A 22,923-nucleotide genomic window follows, 5' to 3' on the forward strand; every position below is an offset into this window, starting at 1 on the left:
GAGCTCAGAGCGGACTGCGCTTTCCGGCCGGCCCAAGCGCCGCGGCGGCGGCATCGCAGCCCGGCAGCGGCGTCTTCGACAGGGCCGCCTGTTTCACCGCCTTGGCCCAGCGGTGGCCCCAGTCGGTGATCGGCTTCTCGAACCAGCGGTAGAGCTGGTCCGAGAGCACCAGTGCCAGGGCGAACGAAAGAAAGAGCAGGGTGCCGCCGACGATGGTGGGCGCCGGCAGCACCGCGATCACCGTGTGCGCGGCAACGTACTGCACCAGGTACATCGCGTACGAGCGATGCCCGACGAACACCAGCGGTTTCGACGCCAGCGCCCGCGCGATCCAGGTGCGGCCGGCGACGAGGGCCGGGATCAGCATCGCAATCAGCAGGCTGTACAGCGCGATGGCCGAAGCATCGCCGATGCGCCCGGCGATCACCGGAAAGCGCCGGTGCACCACCAGCAGCGCGACCACCAGCGCAATCGCCGTGCCGTGGTTCATGAGGCCGCGCACCAGGGCGAAGGTGCGGCGTGAATTCATCAGCAGGGCCAGCGCCGAGCCGAACAGCATGCCCACGTAGTTCTGCGGAAGCAGAAGGTCCCAGCGGAAGCCGCCGATATCGATCATGGCCAGCGCCGCGAGGCAGAAGCCGACGGTCGCCAGGCCCGAGCGGAGCGTCGTGCCGAAGACCACCAGCAGCGTGGGCCAGACGAGGTAGTACTTCCATTCCACGCCCAGCGTCCAGGTCATGTGCAGGGGCGCGACGTTGGCCATCTCGTTGAGCAGCGTCAGGTAGTAGGGCGTGGCCGCCTTCATCTGCTCCCAGGTGCCGTCTTGCGCAACGTAGCTCAGGGCGAGCACCGCCAGCAGCACCAGAAGGTAGAGCGGCAGGAGGCGCGTGGTGCGGCGGATGTAGAACGCCTTGAGCGAGATGCGGCCGGTGCCGTCGCGCTCGCGCAGCAGCAGGGTGGTGATCAGGAAGCCGGAGAGAACGAAGAAGGCATGGACGCCGAGCCAGCCCGAGAAACGCGTCCAGCCGATGCCGCCGAAATGGTCGCTGAATACAAGGAAGACGGAGACGGCGCGAAGGCCGTCGAGTGCGCCGAAATTGCGTGTGCCCTGAAAGTCTTCGAAGCTGATCGCGGTGCCGCGCTCGCTCATTCTTGTGTCCCCTGCATCGTTCGTGCAGGATTTTGCCCCCGACCAGGCTCTACAGACCCCTGACTAAAGTCATAGTGTGGGGCGGAATCAACGCCCTGCGAACCAGCGCAAGGCCAGGGCGCCCGCCGCGGCGGCCACGCCGCTCACCAGCGTGCCCCAGGCGATGTCGATGAAGGACAGGGCCAATGGCCAGTTGCGGATCACCGCCAGGTTGGTCAGGTCGTAGGTGGCGTAGCAGAAGAGCCCGAAGAGCCCGCCCAGCACCGCCGCACGCGTGATGCTCTGCGCCTCGATGCCCGGCAGGATCGCGAAGATCAGCAAGCCGACGGGGTACAGCAGGTAGAACACCGCCGCGAAGGCCAGCCGGGGCTCGGGCGACATCAGGTCGCCCATGGCCTGCTGGTACATGTTCTTGGCGACGACGCCGAGCCAGAGCATGTCGATCACCAAAAGCACGATGAAGGTGGCGGCCCATGCGACGAGGTGTTTGGTGCTCATCCGCGGGATCGTATCCGCGCACCGGGGAGCCCTGCGAAAATCGCGTCTTTGGACTACAGCGCCTTTCGCTGACGCACATGCCCCTGCACACCACCGCCCTCGTCTTGTTCTCCGGCGGCCAGGACTCGACCACCTGCCTGGCCGACGCGCTCTCGAAGTACCAGCGCGTCGAGACGCTGGGCTTCGACTACGGGCAGCGCCACCGCGTCGAGCTCGACGTGCGCGGCACCATCCTTGCGCAGATGCGCGAGCGCTTTCCCGACTGGGCGCCGCGCCTGGGCGAAGACCACGTGCTCACGCTCGCCGCGCTGGCCCAGCTCGGCGGCTCCTCGCTCACCGAGGAGGTGGCCTTCGCGATGCAGGCCGATGGCCTGCCCAACACCTTCGTGCCCGGGCGCAACCTGCTGTTCCTCACGCTGGCCGGCGCGCTGGCGTACCGGCGCGGGCTGCAGGTGATCGTCACCGGCGTCTGCGAGACCGATTTCTCGGGCTACCCCGACTGCCGCGACGACACCATGAAGGCGATGCAGCTCGCGCTCTCGCTCGGGCTGGAACGGCGCCTCGTCATCGAGACGCCGCTCATGTGGATCGACAAGGCCGAGACCTGGCAGATGGCGCACCGCCTGGGCGGCGAGCCGCTGGTCGAGCTGATCGTGGAAGAGACCCACACCTGCTACCTCGGCGACCGGGTGCATCGGCAGGCCTGGGGCTACGGGTGCGGCGAATGCCCCGCCTGCGATCTGCGCAAGAAGGGCTGGGAGCGCTATTCCGGTCAGGCCGCTGCTGGCTGAGCGGTCGAGGTGTTCAGGCGGTAGCGTGCGCCGCCGCCTGCTGTTCCTGTTCCTTCTTCCTGCGGCACCAGTGTCCAGCGCTGGTTGTGGAAGTCGCCGACCGCTGCGCGGTGCGCGATCGACACCATCGCGCCGCCCGCCGCATGGACCGTGTCCGACAGCCGCTTGTAGAGCTCGCTTTCGGCCTTGGCATCGAGGGCGCTGGTGATTTCGTCGGCGAAGAGCCATGCCGGTTTTTTCAGCAGTACGCGCGCGATGGCCAGGCGTTGTTGCTCGCCGCCGGAGAGCTTCTGGCTCCATGAATCGCTGTCGTCGAGGCGAGTGGCGAGGTCGGGCAGCAGGGCGTCGGTCAGGGCCTGGCGGAGCTGGTCGTCGGTGAAATCGGCGGCGGGGTTCGGATAGGTCAGTGCGTCGCGCAGCTTGCCGTCGGGCACGTAGGGGCGTTGGGGCATGAACACCGCATCGCCAGGCACCTTCACATGGCCGCTCGCGAACGGCCAGATGCCGGCGAAGGCGCGGAACAACGTCGACTTGCCGCTGCCTGAAGGGCCTTGCAGCAGCACGCTGTCGCCGGGCTTCACGGCCAGCGCGGCGCCGGCGAGCAGGCTCGCCCCGGTGGGCAGGGCGACCGCAAGGTCGTCCGTGCGCAGTTCGGTGGATTCGCCGCGCTCGAGCGGCGTGGCCTGCGCCGCGTGGGCGCGCATCGCGTCATCGAAACTGGTCAAGCGGTCGGTGGTGGCGCGCCAGACAGCCACCTTGTCGTAGTTGTCGACGAACCAGCTCAGCGAATCCTGCACCTTGCCGAAGGCCGACGAGATCTGCATCAATTGGCCCAGCTGGATGGCGCCGCTGAAGAAACGCGGCGCTGCCACCACGAACGGAAATATCACCGCGGCCTGTCCGAAGAACGAGGTGAACGTGATCAGGTTCTTTTGCTGCTTGATGAGCACCAGGTAGTTGCGCAGCACGCTGCCGAAGCGTACGTCGAGTTGGCCGTGCTCGACTTTTTCGCCCCGATCCAGCGCGATCGCCTCGCTGTACTCGCGCACACGCACCAGATGGTGCCGGAAGTCGGCCTCGAATCGCTGCTGGCGGAAGTTGGTGCCGATCAGCGGGCGGCCGATGAAGTGCGTGATGACCGTGCCCACCACGCAGTACGCGACCGCCAGCCACACCATGGCGCCCACGATCTGGTAGGTGGTGCCGCCCATCGAGAATTCGAAGCTGCCCGAGAGCCCCCAGAGGATGCCGACGAAGCTCACCAGCGTGACTACCGCGTTCAGCAGGCCCATCGACAGCGTCATCGTGTAGTCGGTGAACAACTGCATGTCTTCCTGGATCCGCTGGTCGGGGTTGTCCGGCGTCTGGCCGTCCTTGCTCGCATAGCGCGCGAGTTCGAGGTGATAGAAGGTTCGGTTGGTCATCCAGCGCGTCATGTAGTCGCGCGTCATCCACGTACGCCAGCGCAGTTGCAACAACTGCGTCACGTAGAACTTGAGCACCTGCAGAAGGATGTTGAAGAAGGCGAGCACGCAGAACACGCGAATCTCGCGCCAGAACACGGTCGCGTCCTTGTTCTGCAAGCCGTCGTAGAAGCGTCCGTACCACTGGTTGAAAAGCACCAGCGCGTAAACGTAGGCCAGGTTGAGCGCGACGATCGCCGCGAACATGGTCCTCGCGCGCCATTTCTCCTCGGACTTGAAATAAGGCGCCGCGAGCGCAAAGACGCGCTTGACCACCTGGGCGAACGTGGCGGCTCGCGCCGTGACGGATGAAGACATGCAGGTTTCCTCGCAGGCGCAGGTGCGCCGGACATCATGAGGAAACCATAGTAGACAAATGTTTCTTAAACGGACCTGAAACCTGTTCGTCGGGCAAAAAAGTCTCCGTCAGCGCAGCAGGACCCGTGCAGCCGCTGGAAGGACGGACGCCAGCATCCCTCTCAGCCCTTCGACCTTCAATCCCAAAGCCTCAGCCGCGGGGCATCGTCGCACCTCGCCTGCTCGGCGAGCCACGCGCACTGCAGCGCGTGCTCCAGCGGCGACACGGGTTCGGCAGCGCAGGCGACCCCGCCGCGTTCGGCGAACAGGCGGGCGATCTCTGCGAGGTCGAGTGTCATGAAAGTGAAACGGGAGCGGGAAGCGCGTGCGACAGCACGTGAAGCGTCAGCCCGCGCCATGACATCCGTGTGACGCATCTGACAAACCTCTGTCACATGGCGCTGCGAGCATCGCCGCGTTCACGGCCACGCCGTGCGTACTTTTGTCCGCGTCACTTCACTCATTGCCAGGGATTTCCCATCATGTTGCTCCGCTTCATCCGTCGTGCCGCCGTACCGGCCGCCCTGTTCTCGCTGGCGTTCGCCGCTTCGGCACAGGGCCGCACCGAACTGCTGGTCTACACCGCGCTCGAAGCCGACCAGGTGCAGGCCTACAAGGCCGCGTTCGAAAAGGAAAACCCGAGCATCGAACTGAAGTTCGTGCGCGACTCGACCGGCATCGTCACCGCCAAGCTGTTGGCCGAAAAGGCCAACCCGCAGGCCGACGTGGTGTGGGGCCTGGCCGCCACCTCGCTGATGCTGCTCGACAAGGAAGGCATGCTCCAGCCCTACGCGCCCAAGGGCCTCGATGCGGTGAAGCCCACCATGCGCGATCCGGCCAACCCGCCCAAGTGGGTCGGCATGGACGTCTGGTCGTCGGCCATCTGCTTCAACACCGCCGAAGCCACCAAGAAGAACCTGCCCAAGCCCACGAGCTGGGCCGACCTCACGAACCCGGTCTACAAGGGCCAGATCACCATGCCCAACCCGGCGGCCTCGGGCACCGGCTACCTGATGGTGTCGGGCTGGATCCAGATGATGGGCGAAGAAAAAGCGTGGAAGTACATGGACGCGCTGCACCAGAACATCGGCATCTACAGCCAGTCGGGCAGCAAGCCCTGCCGTCAGGCCGGTGCCGGTGAGTTCGCGCTCGGCATGTCCTTCGAATACCGCGCCAACAAGACCAAGCGCGACGGCGCGCCCATCGACATCGTGCTGCCGAAGGAAGGCCTCGGCTGGGACATGGAAGCCACCGGCATCATCAAGACCAGCAAGAAGCAGGACGCCGCCAAGGCGCTGGCCGACTGGGCCGTGACGAAGCAGGCCAACGAGCTCTACGCGAAGAACTTCGCCGTGCTCGCGCTGCCGGGCATCCAGGAGAAGCTCGAATTCGTGCCGGGCGATGTCGAGAAGCTGCTCGCCAAGAACGACTTCACCTGGGCTGCCGCGAACCGCGACCGCATCCTGACGGAATGGTCGAAGCGCTACGAATCGAAGTCGGAAAAGAAGGCACCGCTCTGATGCACTCCCAACCGTTCGGGCTGAGCGTCCAACCGTTCGGGCTGAGCGTCCAACCGTTCGGGCTGAGCATCCAACCGTTCGGGCTGAGCATCCATCCGTTCGGGCTGAGCATCCAACCGTTCGGGCTGAGCATCCAACCGTTCGGGCTGAGCTTGTCGAAGCCTTGCGTGATCGAAGCAGCCCTTCGACAGGCTCAGGGCGAACGGTGGTGGACTCAGTCCGAACGGTGGTGGATTCAGGGCGAACGGTGGTGGATTCAGGGCGAACGGTGGTGGATTCAGTCCGAACGGTAAAAAGCACATGACGAGCTTTCTTTCTCTCCGCGGCATCGGCAAGTCCTTTGGCGCCACCCGCGTGCTCGACGGCATCGACCTGGATATCGAGCCGGGCGAATTCGTGTGCCTGCTCGGTCCCTCGGGTTGCGGCAAGACCACGCTGCTGCGCATCGTGTGCGGCATCGAGCGCGCCGACAGCGGGCAGATCCTGCTCGGCGGGCAGGACATCGCGGGCCTGCCGCCCGCGGCGCGCGGCTTCGGCGTGGTGTTCCAGTCGTATGCGCTGTTCCCCAACCTCACGGCGGCGCAGAACATCGCCTACGGCCTGCACCCCACGGGCGCGCTGGCACGCGAGATGGCCAAGCGCTCGCGCGAGATGCTCGACCTTGTCGGCCTCACCGCGCATGCCGACAAGTACCCAGTGCAGCTTTCGGGCGGCCAGCAGCAGCGCATCGCGTTGGCGCGCGCGCTCGCACCGAACCCGCGCCTGCTGCTGCTCGACGAGCCGCTCTCCGCGCTCGATGCGCAGGTGCGCGCGAGCCTTCGCAGCGAAATCCGCGCGCTTCAGAAGCGCCTGGGCATCGTCACCATCATGGTCACGCACGACCAGGAAGAAGCGCTCTCGATGGCCGACCGCGTGGTGCTGATGCACAACGGGCGCATCGAGCAGGCCGGCACGCCCGACGAGCTGTACCGCCAGCCGCGCACCCGCTTCGTGGCCGGTTTTGTCGGCCGCATGAACATGCTGCCAGCGACCGTGCTGGCCGACGGCAAGGTGCGCGTGCGCGACAGCGAACTGTTCTGTGCGCCCGGCAATTTGAGCGTCGGTTCGCAGGCCACCGTGGGCATCCGGCCCGAACACGTGGTGGTCAAGCGCTTCGGCACCGAACTCGGTGCCAACAGCTTTGCGGCGCGCCTGCTCGACACGGAATTCTTTGGCAATCGCACCTCGGCGCGGCTGGCCTGCGAACCGCTGGGCATCGAGATCGAAGCCGAGCTGCCCGCCGATGCGCGCTATGGCGGCGAAGAGCCGCTGGTGCCGAGCAGCATGGTGCACATCCAGTTGCCGCTGAACGCGCTGTCGGTCCTGGCGCATTGAGCATGAGCAGTTCTCCCGGCGCCATCGCCGCAATGCCGGTGGCGATGCCGCGCAGCAGCGCGTTCGATCGCGAGCGCTGGCTCACTGGCGCAGCCGTTGCCTTCCTCGTGCTGCTGCTGGTCGTGATCGTCGCGCTGCCCGTCGGCGCGCTCGTCGGCCAGAGCTTCTTCGACCGCGCCGGCGCCTTCGTCGGCCTCACGAACTTCGCGCGCTATCTCGACAACCCAGCGCTTGTGCAGTCGGCCTTCAACAGCCTGTGGCTCGCGGCGATCAGCGCGGTGATCTGCACGGCCATCGCTTACGTCTACGCGTATGCGCTCACGCTCTCGTGCATGCCCGCCAAGGGCGCGCTGCGTGCGGTGGCGCTCATTCCGTTGCTCGCGCCTTCGCTGCTGCCTGCCATCAGCCTGGTCTACCTGTTCGGCAACCAGGGCCTCTTCAAAGGGTTGATGGGCGATGCCTCGATCTACGGCCCGCTGGGCATCGTGCTCGGCTCAGTATTCTGGACGCTGCCACATGCGCTCTTGATCCTCACGACCGCAATGGCCACGTCAGATGGGCGCCTGTATGAAGCGGCACAGACGCTCGGCGCCTCGCGCTGGCGCATCTTCCGCACCGTGACGCTGCCGTCCTCGCGCTACGGCCTCATCGTGGCCGCGATGGTGGTGTTCGTGCTCGTCATCACCGACTTCGGCGTGCCCAAGGTGGTCGGCGGCCAGACCGGCGTGCTCGCGACCGACATCTACAAGCAGGTGGTCGGGCAGCAGAACTTCCAGATGGGTGCGGTGGTCGGGCTCGTGCTGCTGATTCCGGCGGTGCTGTCCTTCCTCGTCGAGCGCTACGTTCGCAGCAAGCAGGCCGCGGCGCTCTCCGCGCGCGCCACGCCTTATCAACCGGAGCCGGTGGCATCGCGCGACCGCGCGCTGCTCGTGTTCTGCGTGCTGACGGCCTGCGCCATCCTCGTGATGATCGGCATGGCGGTGTTCGCATCGCTTGCGACCTACTGGCCGTACAAGCTCACGCCGTCGCTGAAGAATTACGACTTCAGCAACATGGATGGCGGCGGCTGGGGCAGCTACTTCAACTCGCTGCGGCTTGCGCTGTGCGCCGCGGTGGCGGGTGCGCTCGTCACCTTCGTCTCGGCCTACCTCGTGGAGAAGCCGCGCCACTTCGGCCTCTTGCGCGAACTGCTCAACCTGCTCGCCAATCTGCCGCTCGCGGTGCCGGGGCTGGTGCTGGGCGTGGGCTACATCTTCTTTTTCATCTCGCCGTCGAATCCACTGAACGGCTTGTATGGCGGCATGACGATCCTGGTGATCTGCACGGTGGCGCACTTCTTCTCGGTGGCGCACCTCACCTCGCTCACCGCGCTGCGCCAGCTCGACCGCGAGTACGAGCTGGTGTCCGAATCGATGGGCGTGCCGTTCTGGCACACGCTCTGGCGCGTGCACCTGCCGGTGGCGCTGCCGACCGTGCTCAACGTGGGCGGCTATTTCTTCGTCAACGCGATGACCACCGTGTCGGCCGTCGTGTTCCTCTATTCGCCGCAGACCACGCTGGCCGCCATCGCCGTGCTCAACATGGACGATGCCGGCGACGTGGCGCCCGCGGCCGCCATGGCTTCGTTGATCATGCTCACGGCAGCGATCGGGCGAGGCTTCTTCGCGCTGGCAGGGCACTGGGCGCTCAAGCGCACGCAGGCCTGGAGAAGCCGGTAGCCGACAGGCCCTTGTCGGCGCGGTGTCCGACTTGACTGGCGAGGCGACAGGCCTAGCATCCGCCGGATGAGAAGCACAGCACTTGCTCTTCTGTTCTGCATCGGCCTCATCGCGGCCGGTTGCGACGATAAGCCCAAGCCGGGCGGGCCGATGCCCAAGGCGATGGCGAACGTCGTGCTGCCGGTCGTGTTGGCGAGCTGATCCGCGCATCGCGCACGAAGGCGGCCATGCGCCGCCGGTCATTGCGCGCGCGCATCTCCGTGCCGAGGGGTATCCTCGCTGCGGAGAAAAACAATGACGAAGACTTCAGAGACAACCGCCCACGCGGCGGATTCGCGCTACGCCATGCTGCGCCTGGCGCTCACGCTGCTGATCATGACGGTCGGCAGCAGCGGCATGTACGTGGTCTCGGTGATGCTGCCCGCGGTGCAGGCCGAGTTCGGCATCGATCGCGCCGATGCCTCGCTTCCCTACACCTGGCTGATGCTCGGCTTCGGTTTCGGCGGCGTGCTCATGGGCAAGCTGGCCGACCGTTTCGGCGTGATGTGGCCGCTCCTGTTGGGCTCGGTTTTTCTCGGCGCGGGCTACATCGCCACGGGACTGTCGGGCGGCATCGTCTCGTTCACCATCGCGCAAGCCCTGCTGGTCGGCCTGCTCGGCAGTTCGGCGGCGTTCGCACCTCTGGTGGCCGACACCTCGCTCTGGTTCGTCAAGCGGCGCGGCATCGCGGTGGCGGTGTGCGCGAGCGGCAACTATGTCGCGGGCGCCATCTGGCCGCCGATCGCGCAGCACTTCATCGAGACGGTCGGCTGGCGCCAGACCTACATCGGCATGGGCATCTTCTGCGGCATCGCGATGGCGTTGCTCGCGCTCTTCTTCCGTGCGCGGCCGCCAGCGGTGGCCGCAGCGCCGGTGGGCAATGCATCGAATGCAACGGCACCGCGCGACATGACACGCCCCTTCGGCCTGAGCATGACGACGGCGCAGGGCCTCCTGTGCGTCGCGGCCGTGGCCTGCTGCGTCGCGATGGCGATGCCGCAGGTTCACATCGTGGCCTACTGCGGCGACCTCGGCTACGGGCCCACGCAGGGCGCGATGATGCTGTCGCTGATGCTGGGCTTCGGCGTGGTGAGCCGGCTGGTGTCGGGCGCGATCTGCGACCGCATCGGGGGCCTGCGCACGCTGCTCTTGGGCGGCGTGCTGCAGTGCATTGCGCTGTTGCTGTTCCTGCCCTTCGACGGGCTGGTGTCGCTCTATGTGATCTCGGCGCTGTTCGGGCTTTTCCAGGGCGGCCTCGTGCCGGCCTACGCGATCATCGTGCGCGAGCACTTTCCGCCGAAGGAAGCCGGCGCGCGCGTGGGCACGGTGCTGATGTTCTCGCTGTTCGGCATGGCGCTGGGCGGATGGATGTCGGGCAAGGTGTTCGACCTGACCGGCAGCTACCACGCGGCTTTTGTCAACGGCATCGGCTGGAACCTGCTGAACCTGTGCATCGCGTCGTTCCTGCTGTTCAGGCTGTACCGGCTGCGGCTTCGGACACCAGCCGGCCCAGTGTCCGCATAGCTTTCTCGCTCTGGGCGTTCCATGCGTGGCCGTAGTTCAGTCGGAGGCAATGCGTGAAGGCGCGCGTCGCTGAAAAGATCGGACCCGGCGCGACGCTGATGCCTAGCGCCAGCGCTTCGCGATGGATGTCGAGCGCGTTCACCTGCGCCGGCAGTTCGATCCACAGGAAGTAGCCGCCCAATGGCCGCGTGGCGCGCGTGCCCTCGGGGAAGTAATGCCCCACCGCCTGCGCGAAGGTCGCCTGCTGCATCGCGAGTGTTTGCCGGAGCTTGCGCAGGTGCTTGTCGAGACCGCCTTTCTCCAGGTACGCCGCGAGCGCAAGCTGCGCGGGCGCCGAGGTGCTGAGCGTGAACGTGAGCTTCTGCCGCGCCACCTTGCGCGCGAAGCGCCCGGCCGATGTCCAGCCGATGCGGTAGCCCGGCGCGAGGCACTTCGAGAACGATGAGCAGTGCAGCACCAGCCCCTGCGTGTCGAAGGCCTTGGCCGGTGCGGGTTTGCGGTCGCCGAAGTAGAGCTCGGCGTACACGTCGTCTTCAATGAGCGGCAGTTCGTGGCGCGCGAGCAGATCGACCAGCGCTTTCTTCTTCGCATCGGGCATCAGGCTGCCGAGCGGATTCTGGAAGGTCGTCATGAGCCAGCAGGCCTTCGGCCGGTGCGCCGCGATGGCCTGCTCGAGCGCGCCGAGGTCGATGCCTTCGCCCGGATGCGTCGGCACCTCGATGGCCTTCAGGCCCATGCGCTCCAGCGCCTGCAGCGCCGCATAGAAGGTGGGCGATTCGACGATCACCGCATCGCCCGGCCGCGTGACCGCCGCCAAGCACAGGTTGAGCGCCTCGAGTGCGCCGTTGGTGATGACGATCTCCTCGGCCGGCACCTGCATCCCGTCAGCGAGGTAACGCAGCGCGATCTGCCTGCGCAGCGCCGCGGCGCCGGGCGTGAGGTCGTCCACCGTGCTCCACGGGTCGAGCGACTTGGCGCTCGCCGCCATGAACTGACCCAGCCGCGCAAGCGGAAAGAGCAGGGGGCTCGGAAACGCCGAGCCGAAGGGCACGACCTTGCGCGACATGCTGGCTTCGAGGATGTCGAACACGCGGTCGCTGACGTCGAGCGACGTGGGCCCCTCCGCGGGGCGCGAGGTGAGGGTGGATTCGGGCGGTGCATCGCGCAGGCCACCGCCCGTCACGTAATAACCGGAGCGGTCGCGTGCGCGCACGAGGCCGCGCGCCTCCAGCAGGTAGTACGCCTGGAACACGGTCGATGCGCTGACCCCGCGGCTCTGGCCGGTGTGGCGCACCGAGGGCAGGCGGTCGCCGGTCTTCAGGGTGCCATTGCGGATCGAGGCCTCGATGTCGGCGGCCAGGGCTTCGTAACGTTTCATGGCGCGAGGTTCGTCATTGGCCCGGACTTTATCTGCACCGGTGAATCGAGCAGGATCTGCATCTGTTTTTTCGGTGCAGTTTGGGGCACAGTCGGTGCATGTCCAATCTCATGCGCGCGCTGCGCGCCGTTCTCTGGAGCTTCATCGGGCTGGGCGGCCGCCGCGCCGACGCCGACAAGCGGACCGCCCAGGTCGGCATCCTGTCGCTGATCGGTGTCGCGCTGTTCGTGGTGCTGTTGCTGGTCGTGGGCCTGATCACATTGGCGCGCTTCGTGGCCGGCACATGACGGCCGGTCTCCGCTCCTTCGCGCTTGCGTTGCTGTTCCTCGTGCAAGGCGTGGCGAGTGCCGCGCCGCCGGCCACCGTGCCCGACACCATCGAGCAGCGCGTGGCCGCCTGCATCGCCTGCCACGGCCGCGAAGGCGCGACCACCAACGCGGGCTTCTTTCCGCGTCTGGCCGGCAAGCCCGCGGGTTACCTCTTCAACCAGCTCGTAAGCTTTCGCGACGGCCGCCGCTTCAACGCCGACATGGCGTACATGGTGCAGCACCTCTCCGACGCCTACCTGCGCGAGATGGCCGAGTACTTCGCGGGGCTCGACCTGCCGTACCCGCCGATCTCTCCCAACAGCGATGCGACGCCCGACCAGTTGCAGCGCGGCCGCAAGCTCGCGCTCGAAGGCGATGCGGCACGCGGCATTCCGGCCTGCGTGCAATGCCACGGCGCGGCGCTCACCGGTGTGCAGCCTGCCATCCCGGGGCTGCTCGGACTGCCGCGGCTCTATGTGTCGTCGCAGCTCGGCGCATGGCTCACGAGCGAGCGGCATGCGATGGCGCCGGACTGCATGGCCGAGGTCGGCCGCCGCATGACCACGGCCGACATCAATGCGGTCGCAAGCTGGCTGGCGGTGCAGCCGATGCCGGCGAACACCAAGCCCGCGGCTTCGTTGCCCGCACCGTCGCCTGGATCGCAGCGTGTGGCCTGCGGCGGCATGCCGAAGTGAGCCCGCTATGAAACTGCGACACCTCGGCTGGACGCTCTTGACCCTCATCGTGCTCGCGGCCGTTTGCGCGGGCGTGCTCGTGGCGATGAACCTGCGCGGCGAAGACCCGTTGCCCGAACAGGCGCAAGCCTTCGAGGCCACGCCCCAGCAAGTCGAGCGCGGCCGCTACCTCGCGCTGGCTGGCAACTGCGCGGGCTGCCACACCACGCGCGGCGGCCAACCCTACGCGGGCGGCCTGCCGCTGGAAACGCCCTTCGGCACCATCTATTCGAGCAATCTCACTTCCGACGCCAAGGCCGGCATTGGCAGCTGGAGCAGCGCGCACTTCTGGCGCGCGATGCACAACGGCCGCAGCAAGGATGGGCGCCTGCTCTACCCCGCGTTCCCGTACCCCAACTTCACCAAAGTGACGCGCGAAGACTCGGACGCGATCTACGCGTACCTGCGCACCGTGGCGCCCGCACCGGCGCCGAACCTCGCGCACCGGCTGCGCTTTCCCTATGACACGCAAGCCGCGCTGGCCGTGTGGCGCGCGCTCTCGTTCAAGCCCGAGGCCTTTGTGGCCAACGCGGGCAAGCCGGCCGAATGGAACCGCGGTGCGTACCTCGTCGACGGCCTCGGCCATTGCATCGCCTGCCACGGCGCGCGCAATTCGCTGGGTGCGACCGAGACCAGGCTGGGCCTCTCGGGTGGGCTCATCGCGGTGGAGAACTGGTATGCACCGTCGCTCACCGACAAGCGCCAGGCCGGCGTCGCCGGATGGCCCACGGCCGACGTGGTTGCGCTGCTCAAGACCGGCACCGCGCCGGGCGGTTCGGTGATGGGACCGATGGCCGACGTGGTGTTCCGCAGCACGCAGCACCTGAGCGAGGCGGACCTCACGGCGATGGCGGGCTACCTGAAAGACCTGCCCGATGTGCCCAAGCCCGACGAACCTGCACGCACGTCAACGCCCATCCGCCGCGATGCCGGCACGATGGCGCGCGGCGGCAAGATCTACGACCAGCGCTGCGCCTACTGCCACGGCGACCAGGGCCAGGGCGCGACCGGCGCCTACCCACCGCTCGCAGGCAACCGCGCGGTGAACATGTCGACGCCGACCAACCTCATCCAGGTGGTTTCGCACGGCGGCTTCCTGCCATCGACGGCGGGCAATCCGCGCCCCTACGGCATGCCGCCGTTCGGCCAGGTGCTCGATGCCGCCGAAGTGGCGGCCGTGCTCACCTACATCCGCGGCTCGTGGGGCAACGACAGCGCGCCCGTCACGCAGCTGGACACCATGCGGCGCTGAGCGCTGTCTCGGATGTGGGTGCGCGACAGGATGCCGATCGGCTTCCGCGGAGCAGCGCAGGCTTGGCAATCAGAGGTCGTGCGCATTCGACCCTCCGTCACCGGGCCGTGTGCGGATGCCGGGCACTGTCGTACAGCGTGCGCGCCAGCTCGCGGTGCCTCGCCAGCAGGGGCGGTAATTCGAGCGCCGTGAAGCGTCCGTCCCGGATGCGGACCTCGCCGTTGATCACGCTCAGCGCGGCGCTCGCCGGCGTGCAGAACACCAGCGCCGCCACCGGGTCATGCCACGCCCCCGCATGTGCCACGCCGCGCATGTCGAAGGCCACGAGGTCCGCCGACATGCCCGGCTCGATCGCGCCGATGTCATCGCGCCCGAGCACGCGCGCACCGCCGATCGTCGCGATCTCCAGCGCCTCGCGCGCCGTCATCGCCGCGGGGCCGTAGCCCACGCGCTGCAGCAGCATGGCCTGCCGCGCTTCGCCGAGCATGTGCGCGCCGTCGTTCGACGCGCTGCCATCCACGCCCAGGCCCACCGGCACGCCCGCGCGCCGCATCGCACCGATGGGCGCGATGCCCGAGGCCAGCCGCATGTTCGAGCAAGGGCAATGTGCGACACCGGTGCCGGTGCGCCCGAAGAGCGCGATGCCAGCTTCGTCGAGCTTCACGCAGTGCGCGTGCCAGACGTCGCGGCCGACCCAGCCCAGGTCTTCGGCGTACTCGGCCGGCGTCATGCCGAACTTCTCGCGCGAGTAGGCGACGTCGTTGTCGTTCTCGGCCAAGTGTGTGTGCAGCGACACGCCGCGCTCGCGCGCGAGTTCGGCCGACAGCCGCATCAGGTCGCGCGAGACCGAGAACGGCGAGCAGGGCGCAAGCACGATGCGGCGCATCGAATGGCGCGAGGCATCGTGCCAGCGGCCGATGAGGCGCTCGCTGTCGCGCAGGATCGCCGCTTCGGTTTCCACCACCTCGTCGGGCGGCAGGCCGCCGGCGCTGCGGCCCACGCTCATGCTGCCGCGCGCGGCATGAAAGCGCATGCCCATCGCGTCGGCCGCTTCGATCGAATCGTCGAGCTTCGAGCCGTTGGGGAACAGGTAGAGATGGTCGCTGGTGGTAGTGCAGCCCGAGAGCATCAGCTCGGCCATCGCGGTCTGCGTCGAGACGCGGATCATCTCGGGCGTGAGGCGCGCCCACAGCAGGTACAGGTTGGTGAGCCAGCCGAAGAGTTCGGCGTCCTGCGCCTCGGGCACGGCGCGGGTGAGGCTCTGGTACATGTGGTGGTGCGTGTTGACCAGGCCGGGCATCACGACGTGGCCGTGCATGTCGATGGCCTCGGCCTGGCCGTTGCGCAGGGCATCGAGGTAGGCGGTGGGCAGCTCGGCGGTGGGGCCGGCCCAGGCGACCGCGGGGCCGTCGGTCACCACGGCGCCGTTGGCGATTTCGCGCCGGGCGGCGTCCATGGTGACGAGGATGTCGGCGTGTTGGAGGATCAGCATGCCGGGATTTTGCGCGCGAGCTCGCGCTCCCGGGAGGTCAGAGGTCGGGCATGCCCATCGCGGGATCGCTCACCGTGTGCTTGCCGGTTTCCACGCGGCCGGCGAAGCGGCGGTAGTAGCTCGCATCGGCATCGCAGGTCACCGCGAAGTCGTACCACTGGCCGCTCGCTGCAAGCTCCCAATGCTGGTCGACGGTGGCACCGCCGTTCACTGTCGCGGTCCATGGGCCGTCGTCGCGGTAGGCCTTGGCGCGGATGGTGAACTTGCAGGCGGCCTTGCCGTCGTTGCGCATGCTCAGGTACACATTGCCGTTGGCGATGTCGTAGCACACGCGCACCTCGGGCACCGCCGCATCGCCCGAGCGCACGGTGTTGAGGTCGCCCTGGAAATGGCGGTGGAAGCCGTTCGGTCCGAGCACCCAGAGGTCGTACTTGCCGGCGTTGTCGGCAGCCGCCGCCCAGGCGTCGTCGAGCGATTTGCCCGCTTCGACCATGTAGCGGCGCGGCAGGCGGTCGAGGTTGAGCTTGTCGTAGACGTGGAACACGGCGGCGGCCTTGCCCGTGTTCGAGAACAGCAGTTGCACCTTGCCGCCGGCCGTGTCGACCTTGGCGCTCGCATGCAATTCGTAAGGCAGCGCGCGCGACGGCCGCGTGCCTGTGACCTGCACGGGCAGCTTGCCGTCGCCCGGCGGCGTGACCTGCGGCAGTGCGTCCTGCGCGGCGCGCACCTGGTCGGCCTCGGCCTTGCTGCGGCGGCCCGCGAGCGTGGGCGGTGCTTCTTCATTCGGCGTGGCGAAGTTGAAGGCGCTCGTGAGGTCGCCGTTCACCGCGCGGCGGAACGGGCTGATGTTGGTTTCCTTCACGCCGAAACGCGCTTCCAGGAAACGCAGCACCGAGGTGTGGTCGAAGGTCTGCGAGTTGACCCAGCCGCCGCGGCTCCACGGCGAGATCACGTACATCGGCACGCGCATGCCCGGGCCGTAGACGTTGCCGTCGGGCGTGGGCTGCGACGCGGTCATGCCCGGCGGCTTCGGGTGGTTGAAGTACTCGTAGCTCAGGTCCGCATCCGGCAGCGTGGTCTTGCCCGCGAAGGCCTTCACGCTCGGGTCGGCCGAGGGAATGGGCGAGGGCGCGGAAGCCGAGGGCACGTGGTCGAAGTAGCCGTCGTTCTCGTCGAAGTTGACGATGAACACCGTCTTGCTCCACACCTCGGGCACCGCGGTGAGCGCGTCCAGCACTTCCTGGATGTACCAGGCGCCCTGCACAGGGCTCGAAGGGCCTGGGTGCTCGGAGTACACGTCCGGCGGAATGACCCACGACACCTGCGGCAGGCGGCCGGCCTTCACGTCGGCGCGGAACGCATCGAAGATCGCGCCCGCATCGAAGGCCGCCTGGTCGGCCACCGGCAGCGTGTTGGCCGTGCCTTTGTAGAGCGGGTTGCCGGCATCGTCGCCGGGTGCATACGCCGGCGATGCGCCTTGCGGCAGCGAGGTGCTCACCCGTTTGCTAGAAGCCTCGTTCGCCTTGCGGTAGGGCTTGAAGCCGAGCAACGGATTGCAGCCGTAGTTGTTCGGAATGTTCTGGTAGACGATCCAGCTGACATTGGCTTCCTGCAGGCGCTCCGCATAGGTCTTCCACTCGTAGCCTTCGGTCGAAGGGCCGGTCGAACTCCACGGGTTGACGTTGTTCACGTAGGCCTGGTTGCCACCGGCCGAGCTGTTGGGGCCGTTGGTGCCGGTCCAGTGAAATGAGCGATTGGCGTGCGTGCCGGTGTGCATCGCGCAGTGGTAGTCGTCGCAGATCGTGAAGGCGTTGGCCAGCGCGAACTGGAACGGAAGCTCGGCCTCCGTGAGATAGCCCATCGACTGTGTGAAGGGCGCCTTGTTGTTCACCTTCTTGTAGCGCGGCCACTGGTAGAGGCGGCCGCCGTCCCATGCATTGTGCGAATCGACCCAAGTGTGCGGCGTGCTGCTCACGCGCTGCGCATTGCCTTTGGTCGCATCGAGGTGATAGGGCACCACCTGCTTGCCGGTGTCGTCGAGCTGCTGCCACACGGCCAGGCCGTTGGGCAGCGGAATGGTCATGCGGTCGCCGAAGCCGCGCACGCCCTTGAGCGTACCGAAGTAGTGGTCGAACGAGCGGTTCTCCTGCATCAGGATCACGACGTGCTCGACGTCCATGATCGTGCCGGTCTTGTTGTTGGCCGGAATGGCCAAGGCGCGCCGGATGCTCGGCGGAAAGGCCGAGAGCGCGAGGGCGGCGGCGCCGGTGGTGGCGGTGCCGGTGAGGAATTTGCGGCGTGAGGTCATGGTGTTGTTCTTGGTGTTTCTCATTGTGCGATCAGGGCGCGCAGCGCATCTCGGGCTTCACGCCGGTGTCGGGCGGCGTTGTGACGGGTGGCGTCGTTGTCGGTGGCGTTCCGGCGCCCGGAAGGCCGCCGAAGAAGCCGCCGCCGCCATCGCTGCCGCCGCCGCAGGCGGAGAGCACGCAGGCCACGATCAATGCGGGTGCAAGTCGCGCGGAAGAAGAAAGAAGTTGCATCGGGTGAGATCCTCTCGGGGTTGCTGTGCGGCACTTCACGCAGAGTCGTGAAGGCCGCCAGAACCAAGGCTAGAAATCGGCGATGACAACGCCATGAACCGCAGGGGGCGAGGTGTAAGAGTGCGAAACGACCGGGAATGTTTGCGATCTTTCGGACTACGTTGCGCGCTATGCGCCGTTGTTTTTCAGCGCGTGATCACACCGGCACAGCGTGTTGTGCGCGCGCCATGAATCGGCGCGCGCACAAGCACTGCTGTCCGCACAGGCTCAGAGATCGGCCAACCCCATCGCCGGATCGCTCACCGTGTGCTTGCCGGTTTCCACGCGGCCCGCGAAGCGGCGGTAGTAGCTGGCATCGGCATCGCAGGTGACTGCGAAGTCGTACCACTGGCCGCTCTCGGCGAGCTCCCAGTGCTGATCGGTGGTGGCACCGCCATTCACCGTTGCAGTCCACGGGCCGTCGTCGCGATAGGCCTTCGCCCGCACGGTGAACCGGCAAGGATTCTTGCCGTCGTTGCGCATGCTCACATAGACATTGCCGTTGGCGATGTCGTAGCACACGCGCACTTCGGGCACCGCTGCATCGCCCGCGCGCAAGCGGTTGAGGTCGCCCTTGAAGTGACGGTGAAAGCCATTCGGCCCGAGCACCCAGAGGTCGTAGAAGCCGCTGTTGTCGGTCATCGCGCTCCACGCATCGTCGAGCGTCTTGCCGGGCTCCACCATGTAGCGGCGCGGCAGCCGGTCGAGGTTCAGCTTGTCGTAGACGTGGAACACCGCAGCCGCCTTGCCCGTGTTGGAGAACAGCAGTTGCACCTTGCCGCCGATCGTGTCGGCCTTGGCGCTCACGTGCAGCTCGTAAGGCAGCGCGCGCGAAGGCCGCGTGCCGGTGAACTGGCGCGGCAACTGCGGATCGAGCGGCAGAGGCACCTGCGGCAGTGCTTGCTGGTCGTTGCGCAGCTTGTCGGCGTCGGCCTTCGTCGTGCGCCCGGTAAGCGTGGGCAGGGCCTCGGTGTTGGGCGTCGCGAAATTGAAGGCGCTCGTGAGATCGCCGCACACCGCACGCCGGAACGGCGAGATGTTGGGCTCCTTCACGCCGAAGCGCGTCTCCAGGAAACGGATCACCGACGTGTGGTCGAAGGCCTGCGAGCTGACCCAGCCGCCGCGGCTCCACGGCGAGATCACGTACATCGGCACACGCGGGCCCGGGCCATAGACGCGGCCGTCGGGCTTGGGCTGGCTGCTGCTGCCGGCCGGCGCCGGATGCGTGAAGTACTCGGCGCCCAGGTCCGCATCCGGCAGCGTCGTCTTGCCGGCGTAGGTGCCGTCGCCGTTGGGCGATGGTGCCGAGGGCGAGGGCACGTGGTCGAAGTAGCCGTCGTTCTCGTCGAAGTTGATGAGCAGCACGGTCTTGCTCCACACCTCGGGCACGGCGGTGAGCGCATCCAGCACTTCCTGCAGGAACCAGGCGCCCTGCACGGGGCTCGACGGCCCGGGATGCTCGCAGTAGATCGAGGGCGCGTTCATCCACGAGACCTGCGGCAGCTTGCCTTCGCGGATGTCGCGCTTGAAGGCGTCCAGGTACTCCTCGGGGCGCGTGCCCGGCAGCGTGTTGGCCACGCCCTTGTAGAGCGGGTTCCTCGCGTTGTCCGAGGCCGCGTCGTAGGCGTGATACGGCAATGCCTGGCCGGTGTCTGCGTAGGGCTGGTTCGGCGCGCCGCCGCTGCACACCGGAAAGCCCGAGGCAAGGTTGGCCTGGCGGAACTGCTGGAACGCGCCCAGCATGTTGTCGCCCCATTCGTCGGGCATGTTCTGGTAGCTGATCCACTTGACGCCCGCGTCCTCCAGGCGTTCGGCATAGGTCTTCCATGTGTAGCCGGTGTTGGCCGAGGCGGGCTTGCCCTCGATCCAGTCCCACTCGTTGCTCACGAACGCCACGCCCTGCGCGGTCGGGCCGTTGGTGCCGGTGAGGTGGAACGAACGGTTCGCATCCGTGCCGGTGTGCATCCCGCAGTGGTACGCATCGCAGATCGTGAAGGCGTTGGCCAGCGCGTACTGGAAGGGGACCTCGGCCTCCTTGTGGTAGCCCATCGCCTTGTTGGTCTTGTAGCGCGGCCACTGGTACATGCGGCCGTTGTCCCACGCGTTCTGGCTGTCGTTCCAGTCGTGGGGCGTGCCGCCGTCGCGCTGGGCATTGCCTTTGCGGCTGTCGAAGTGGTAGGGCAGGATCGGCTTGCCCGAGGCATCGCTCTGCTGCCACACGTTCAGCCCCTTGGGCAGCGGAATCGTGAAGCGGTCACCGAAGCCGCGCACGCCCTTGAGCGTGCCGAAGTAGTGGTCGAACGAGCGGTTCTCCTGCATCAGGATCACGACGTGCTCGACGTCCATGATCGTGCCGGTCTTGTTGTTGGCCGGAATGGCCAGGGCGCGCCGGATGCTCGGCGGAAAAGCCGAGAGCGCGAGCGCGGCGGCACCGGTGGTGGCGGTGCGCGTGAGGAATTTGCGGCGTGAGTTCATGGGGCGGTTGCCGGGTGCCACGCTCACAGGTCGGCCAGGCCCATGGCGGGATCGCTCACCGTGTGCCTGCCGTTTTCCACGCGGCCCGCAAAGCGGCGGTAGTAGGCCGGGTCGGCGTCGCAGGTGACCGCGAAGTCGTACCACTGCCCGCTGCTCGCCAACACCCAGAGCTGCTCGGCCTTGGTGCCGCCGGCGACCGTGGCACCCCAGGGGCCGTCGTTGCGGTAGGCCTTGGCGCGCACCGTGAACCTGGCGGGGTTCGTGCCGGCGTTGAGCATCTCCAGGTAGACGTTGCCGTTGGCGATGTCGTAGCACACGCGCACTTCGGGGTTCGCGCCGCTCGTGCGCAGCGCATTGAGGTCGCCCTTGAAGTAGCGGTGAAAGCCGTTCGGCCCGAGCACCCACAGGTCGTAGAAGCCGCTGTTGTCGGTCATCGGGCTCCAGGTGTCGTCCAGCGACTTGCCGGGTTCCACCATGTAGCGGCGCGGCAGGCGGTCGAGGTTGAGCTTGTCGTAGACGTGGAACACGGCCGCGGCCTTGCCGCTGTTCTTGAACAGGAGCTGGATCTTGCCGCTCACCGAATCGGCGCGCGCGCTCACATGCAACTCGTAGGGCAGTGCGCGCGAGGGGCGAATGCCGGTGGCCTGGCGCGGCAGTTGCGGATCGAGCGGCAGCGGCACCTGCGCGAGGGCTTCCTGGTCGCTGCGCGTCTTGTCGGCGCCGGTGCGGGTGGTGCGGCCCGCGAGCGTGGGCAGCGCCTCGGTGTTGGGTGTCGCGAAGTTGAAGGCGCTGGTGAGGTCGCCGCACACCGCGCGCCGGAACGGCGAGATGTTGGGCTCCTTCACGCCGAAGCGCGTCTCGATGAAGCGGATCACCGAGGTGTGGTCGAAGGCCTGCGAGTTGACCCAGCCACCGCGGCTCCACGGCGAGACGATGTACATCGGCACGCGCACGCCGGGGCCGTAGACGCGTCCATCAGGCGCGGGCTGGCTGCTCGTGCCCGGGGGCTTCGGGTGATTGAAGCGTTCCACCGCGAGGTCGGCCTCGGGCAGCGTGGTCTTGCCGGCCATCGAACCGTCGGGATTGATCGAGGGCGCGGCCGGCGACGGGTAATGGTCGAAGTAGCCGTCGTTCTCGTCGAAGTTGATGAGCAGCACGGTCTTGCTCCACACGTCGGGTACGGCGGTGAGCGCGTCCAGCGCTTCCTGGATGTACCAGCCACCCTGGATCGGGCTCGACGGCCCGGGGTGCTCGGAGTAGGTGGCGGGCGCAATGATCCACGACACCTGCGGCAGCTTGCCGTTCTTGATGTCCTGGCGGAACTGCTCCAGGAATCCACCGTCGCCCATCGTGTTGGCGATGCCCTTGTAGAGCGGGTTGCCCGCGTCGTCGCTCGCCGGGTCGTACACCGGCGAGGCCGCGTCGTTGCTCACCGGCTTGCCCGAGGCCTCGTTGGCCAGGCGGTACTGCTTGAAGCCCGCGAGCGGGTTGTCGCCGAAGTTCTCCGGCATGTTCTGGTAGACGATCCAGCTGACCTTGGCTTCCTGCAGGCGCTCGGGGTAGGTCTTCCATTCATAGCCGGTCGCCGAGCTGTCGATGGAGTCCCACTCGTTGTTGACCGTGGCCACGCCTGCGACGCCCGCCACGCCGTTTGCCAGTTGGCCGCCGGGGCCGTTGGTGCCGGTCCAGTGGAACATGCGGTTCGAGTTGGTGCCCGTGTGCATGCTGCAGTGGTAGTCGTCGCACAGCGTGAAGGCGTTGGCCAGCGCGAACTGGAAGGCGACTTCGGTCTCCTTGAAGTAGCCCATCGACGCGTTGGTCTTGTAGCGAGGCCACTGGTAGGTGCGCCCGCCGTCCCAGGCGTTCTGCCCATCGCTCCACGAATGCGGCGTGCCGCTCACGCGCTGCGCATTGCCTTTTCGGCTGTCCAGGTGGTAGGGCAGGATCGGCTTGCCCGAGGCATCGCTCTGCTGCCACACATTCATGCCCTTGGGCAGCGGAATGGTGAAGCGATCGCCGAAGCCGCGCACGCCCATCAGCGTGCCGAAGTAATGGTCGAACGAGCGGTTCTCCTGCATGAGGATCACGATGTGCTCGACGTCCTGGATGGTGCCGGTCTTGTTGTTGGCCGGAATGGCGAGCGCGCGGCGAATGGCGGGTGGAAAGGCCGAGAGCGCGAGCGCGGCAGCGCCGGTGGTGGCGGTGCCGGTGAGGAATTTGCGGCGCGAATTCGTGGGCTTGTCGTTCTGGTTCATGGCGTGGACTTTCTCT

20 protein-coding genes are annotated in these 22,923 nt (G+C 67.2%); 10 read left to right on the plus strand and 10 right to left on the minus strand.

Annotation, left to right across the window (positions count from 1 at the left end):
- Positions 1-4 precede the first annotated feature (4 nt).
- Positions 5-1,150 carry an acyltransferase family protein gene (locus tag VARPA_RS05640; RefSeq protein WP_013539594.1) on the minus strand — a complete coding sequence of 382 codons (1,146 nt, stop codon included), beginning with the start codon at positions 1,148-1,150 and terminating at the stop codon, positions 5-7.
- A gap of 87 nt (positions 1,151-1,237) precedes the next feature.
- Complete coding sequence (locus tag VARPA_RS05645; RefSeq protein WP_013539595.1) at positions 1,238-1,648, minus strand: DUF2177 family protein; 411 nt, start codon at positions 1,646-1,648, stop codon at positions 1,238-1,240.
- Positions 1,649-1,725: 77 nt separating this feature from the next.
- Between VARPA_RS05645 and queC the strand changes: the two genes are divergently transcribed.
- Positions 1,726-2,439, plus strand: coding sequence for a 7-cyano-7-deazaguanine synthase QueC (gene queC / locus VARPA_RS05650; protein WP_013539596.1), 714 nt, complete (start codon positions 1,726-1,728; stop codon positions 2,437-2,439).
- On the opposite strand, the gene VARPA_RS05655 is transcribed toward queC, so the two are convergent.
- Together VARPA_RS05655 and VARPA_RS30450 are read right to left on the minus strand one after the other, a co-directional pair.
- Positions 2,421-4,220: an ABC transporter ATP-binding protein/permease gene (locus VARPA_RS05655; protein WP_013539597.1), complete on the minus strand. Its 1,800-nt coding sequence runs from the start codon at positions 4,218-4,220 to the stop codon at positions 2,421-2,423. The two genes, queC and VARPA_RS05655, sit on opposite strands and share 19 nt — an antisense overlap.
- Before the next feature lie 176 nt (positions 4,221-4,396).
- Positions 4,397-4,558, minus strand: coding sequence for a phosphonate degradation operons associated hdig domain-containing protein (locus VARPA_RS30450; protein WP_013539598.1), 162 nt, complete (start codon positions 4,556-4,558; stop codon positions 4,397-4,399).
- Positions 4,559-4,741: 183 nt separating this feature from the next.
- On the opposite strand from VARPA_RS30450, the gene VARPA_RS05665 reads away from it, so the two are divergent.
- The 6 genes from VARPA_RS05665 (at position 4,742) to VARPA_RS05685 (ending at position 10,434) form a co-directional block, all read left to right on the plus strand.
- Positions 4,742-5,779: a putative 2-aminoethylphosphonate ABC transporter substrate-binding protein gene (locus VARPA_RS05665; RefSeq protein WP_013539599.1), complete on the plus strand. Its 1,038-nt coding sequence runs from the start codon at positions 4,742-4,744 to the stop codon at positions 5,777-5,779.
- Positions 5,779-6,072 (plus strand): hypothetical protein, encoded by a 294-nt coding sequence (locus tag VARPA_RS05670; protein WP_013539600.1) that lies wholly within the window; start codon positions 5,779-5,781, stop codon positions 6,070-6,072. The genes VARPA_RS05665 and VARPA_RS05670 overlap by 1 nt, the downstream gene beginning before the upstream one ends.
- A gap of 7 nt (positions 6,073-6,079) precedes the next feature.
- A complete protein-coding gene (locus VARPA_RS05675) occupies positions 6,080-7,153 on the plus strand; it encodes an ABC transporter ATP-binding protein (protein ID WP_013539601.1) in 1,074 nt (357 codons plus the stop codon).
- Between the two features lie 2 nt (positions 7,154-7,155).
- Entirely contained in the window at positions 7,156-8,871 is a 1,716-nt protein-coding gene (locus VARPA_RS05680) for a putative 2-aminoethylphosphonate ABC transporter permease subunit (RefSeq protein WP_013539602.1), read from the plus strand.
- A gap of 66 nt (positions 8,872-8,937) precedes the next feature.
- Positions 8,938-9,072 carry a hypothetical protein gene (locus tag VARPA_RS31825; RefSeq protein WP_268741649.1) on the plus strand — a complete coding sequence of 45 codons (135 nt, stop codon included), beginning with the start codon at positions 8,938-8,940 and terminating at the stop codon, positions 9,070-9,072.
- Between the two features lie 93 nt (positions 9,073-9,165).
- Positions 9,166-10,434 (plus strand): MFS transporter, encoded by a 1,269-nt coding sequence (locus VARPA_RS05685; protein ID WP_013539603.1) that lies wholly within the window; start codon positions 9,166-9,168, stop codon positions 10,432-10,434.
- On the opposite strand, the gene VARPA_RS05690 is transcribed toward VARPA_RS05685, so the two are convergent.
- Entirely contained in the window at positions 10,382-11,812 is a 1,431-nt protein-coding gene (locus tag VARPA_RS05690; RefSeq protein ID WP_013539604.1) for a PLP-dependent aminotransferase family protein, read from the minus strand. The two genes, VARPA_RS05685 and VARPA_RS05690, sit on opposite strands and share 53 nt — an antisense overlap.
- Positions 11,813-11,910: 98 nt before the next feature.
- Between VARPA_RS05690 and VARPA_RS05695 the strand changes: the two genes are divergently transcribed.
- Genes VARPA_RS05695 through VARPA_RS05705 form a run of 3 tightly spaced genes read left to right on the plus strand, consistent with a single transcriptional unit; the run spans position 11,911 to position 14,106 of the window.
- The gene (locus VARPA_RS05695) at positions 11,911-12,099 is read left to right on the plus strand and encodes a DUF2970 domain-containing protein (protein WP_013539605.1); all 189 of its coding nucleotides are present in this window, start codon (positions 11,911-11,913) and stop codon (positions 12,097-12,099) included.
- Entirely contained in the window at positions 12,096-12,815 is a 720-nt protein-coding gene (locus VARPA_RS05700) for a c-type cytochrome (protein ID WP_013539606.1), read from the plus strand. The genes VARPA_RS05695 and VARPA_RS05700 overlap by 4 nt, the downstream gene beginning before the upstream one ends.
- A 7-nt stretch (positions 12,816-12,822) precedes the next feature.
- The gene (locus VARPA_RS05705; RefSeq protein ID WP_013539607.1) at positions 12,823-14,106 is read left to right on the plus strand and encodes a c-type cytochrome; all 1,284 of its coding nucleotides are present in this window, start codon (positions 12,823-12,825) and stop codon (positions 14,104-14,106) included.
- A 97-nt stretch (positions 14,107-14,203) separates the two neighbouring features.
- Here VARPA_RS05705 and VARPA_RS05710 read toward each other — a convergent pair whose 3' ends face one another.
- The 5 genes from VARPA_RS05710 to VARPA_RS05730 all read right to left on the minus strand — a co-directional run bounded on the left by VARPA_RS05710 (position 14,204) and on the right by VARPA_RS05730 (position 22,907).
- Positions 14,204-15,598 (minus strand): 8-oxoguanine deaminase, encoded by a 1,395-nt coding sequence (locus VARPA_RS05710; RefSeq protein WP_013539608.1) that lies wholly within the window; start codon positions 15,596-15,598, stop codon positions 14,204-14,206.
- 37 nt (positions 15,599-15,635) lie between these two features.
- The gene (locus VARPA_RS05715; RefSeq protein ID WP_041943343.1) at positions 15,636-17,906 is read right to left on the minus strand and encodes a phosphocholine-specific phospholipase C; all 2,271 of its coding nucleotides are present in this window, start codon (positions 17,904-17,906) and stop codon (positions 15,636-15,638) included.
- A gap of 31 nt (positions 17,907-17,937) precedes the next feature.
- Positions 17,938-18,138, minus strand: coding sequence for a hypothetical protein (locus tag VARPA_RS05720; RefSeq protein ID WP_013539610.1), 201 nt, complete (start codon positions 18,136-18,138; stop codon positions 17,938-17,940).
- Positions 18,139-18,405: 267 nt separating this feature from the next.
- Positions 18,406-20,652 (minus strand): phosphocholine-specific phospholipase C, encoded by a 2,247-nt coding sequence (locus tag VARPA_RS05725; protein WP_013539611.1) that lies wholly within the window; start codon positions 20,650-20,652, stop codon positions 18,406-18,408.
- Positions 20,653-20,675: 23 nt separating this feature from the next.
- The gene (locus VARPA_RS05730) at positions 20,676-22,907 is read right to left on the minus strand and encodes a phosphocholine-specific phospholipase C (protein WP_013539612.1); all 2,232 of its coding nucleotides are present in this window, start codon (positions 22,905-22,907) and stop codon (positions 20,676-20,678) included.
- Positions 22,908-22,923 lie beyond the last annotated feature (16 nt).

It is taken from the genome of Variovorax paradoxus EPS (genome assembly GCF_000184745.1).
Lineage (GTDB): Bacteria > Pseudomonadota > Gammaproteobacteria > Burkholderiales > Burkholderiaceae_C > Variovorax > Variovorax paradoxus_C.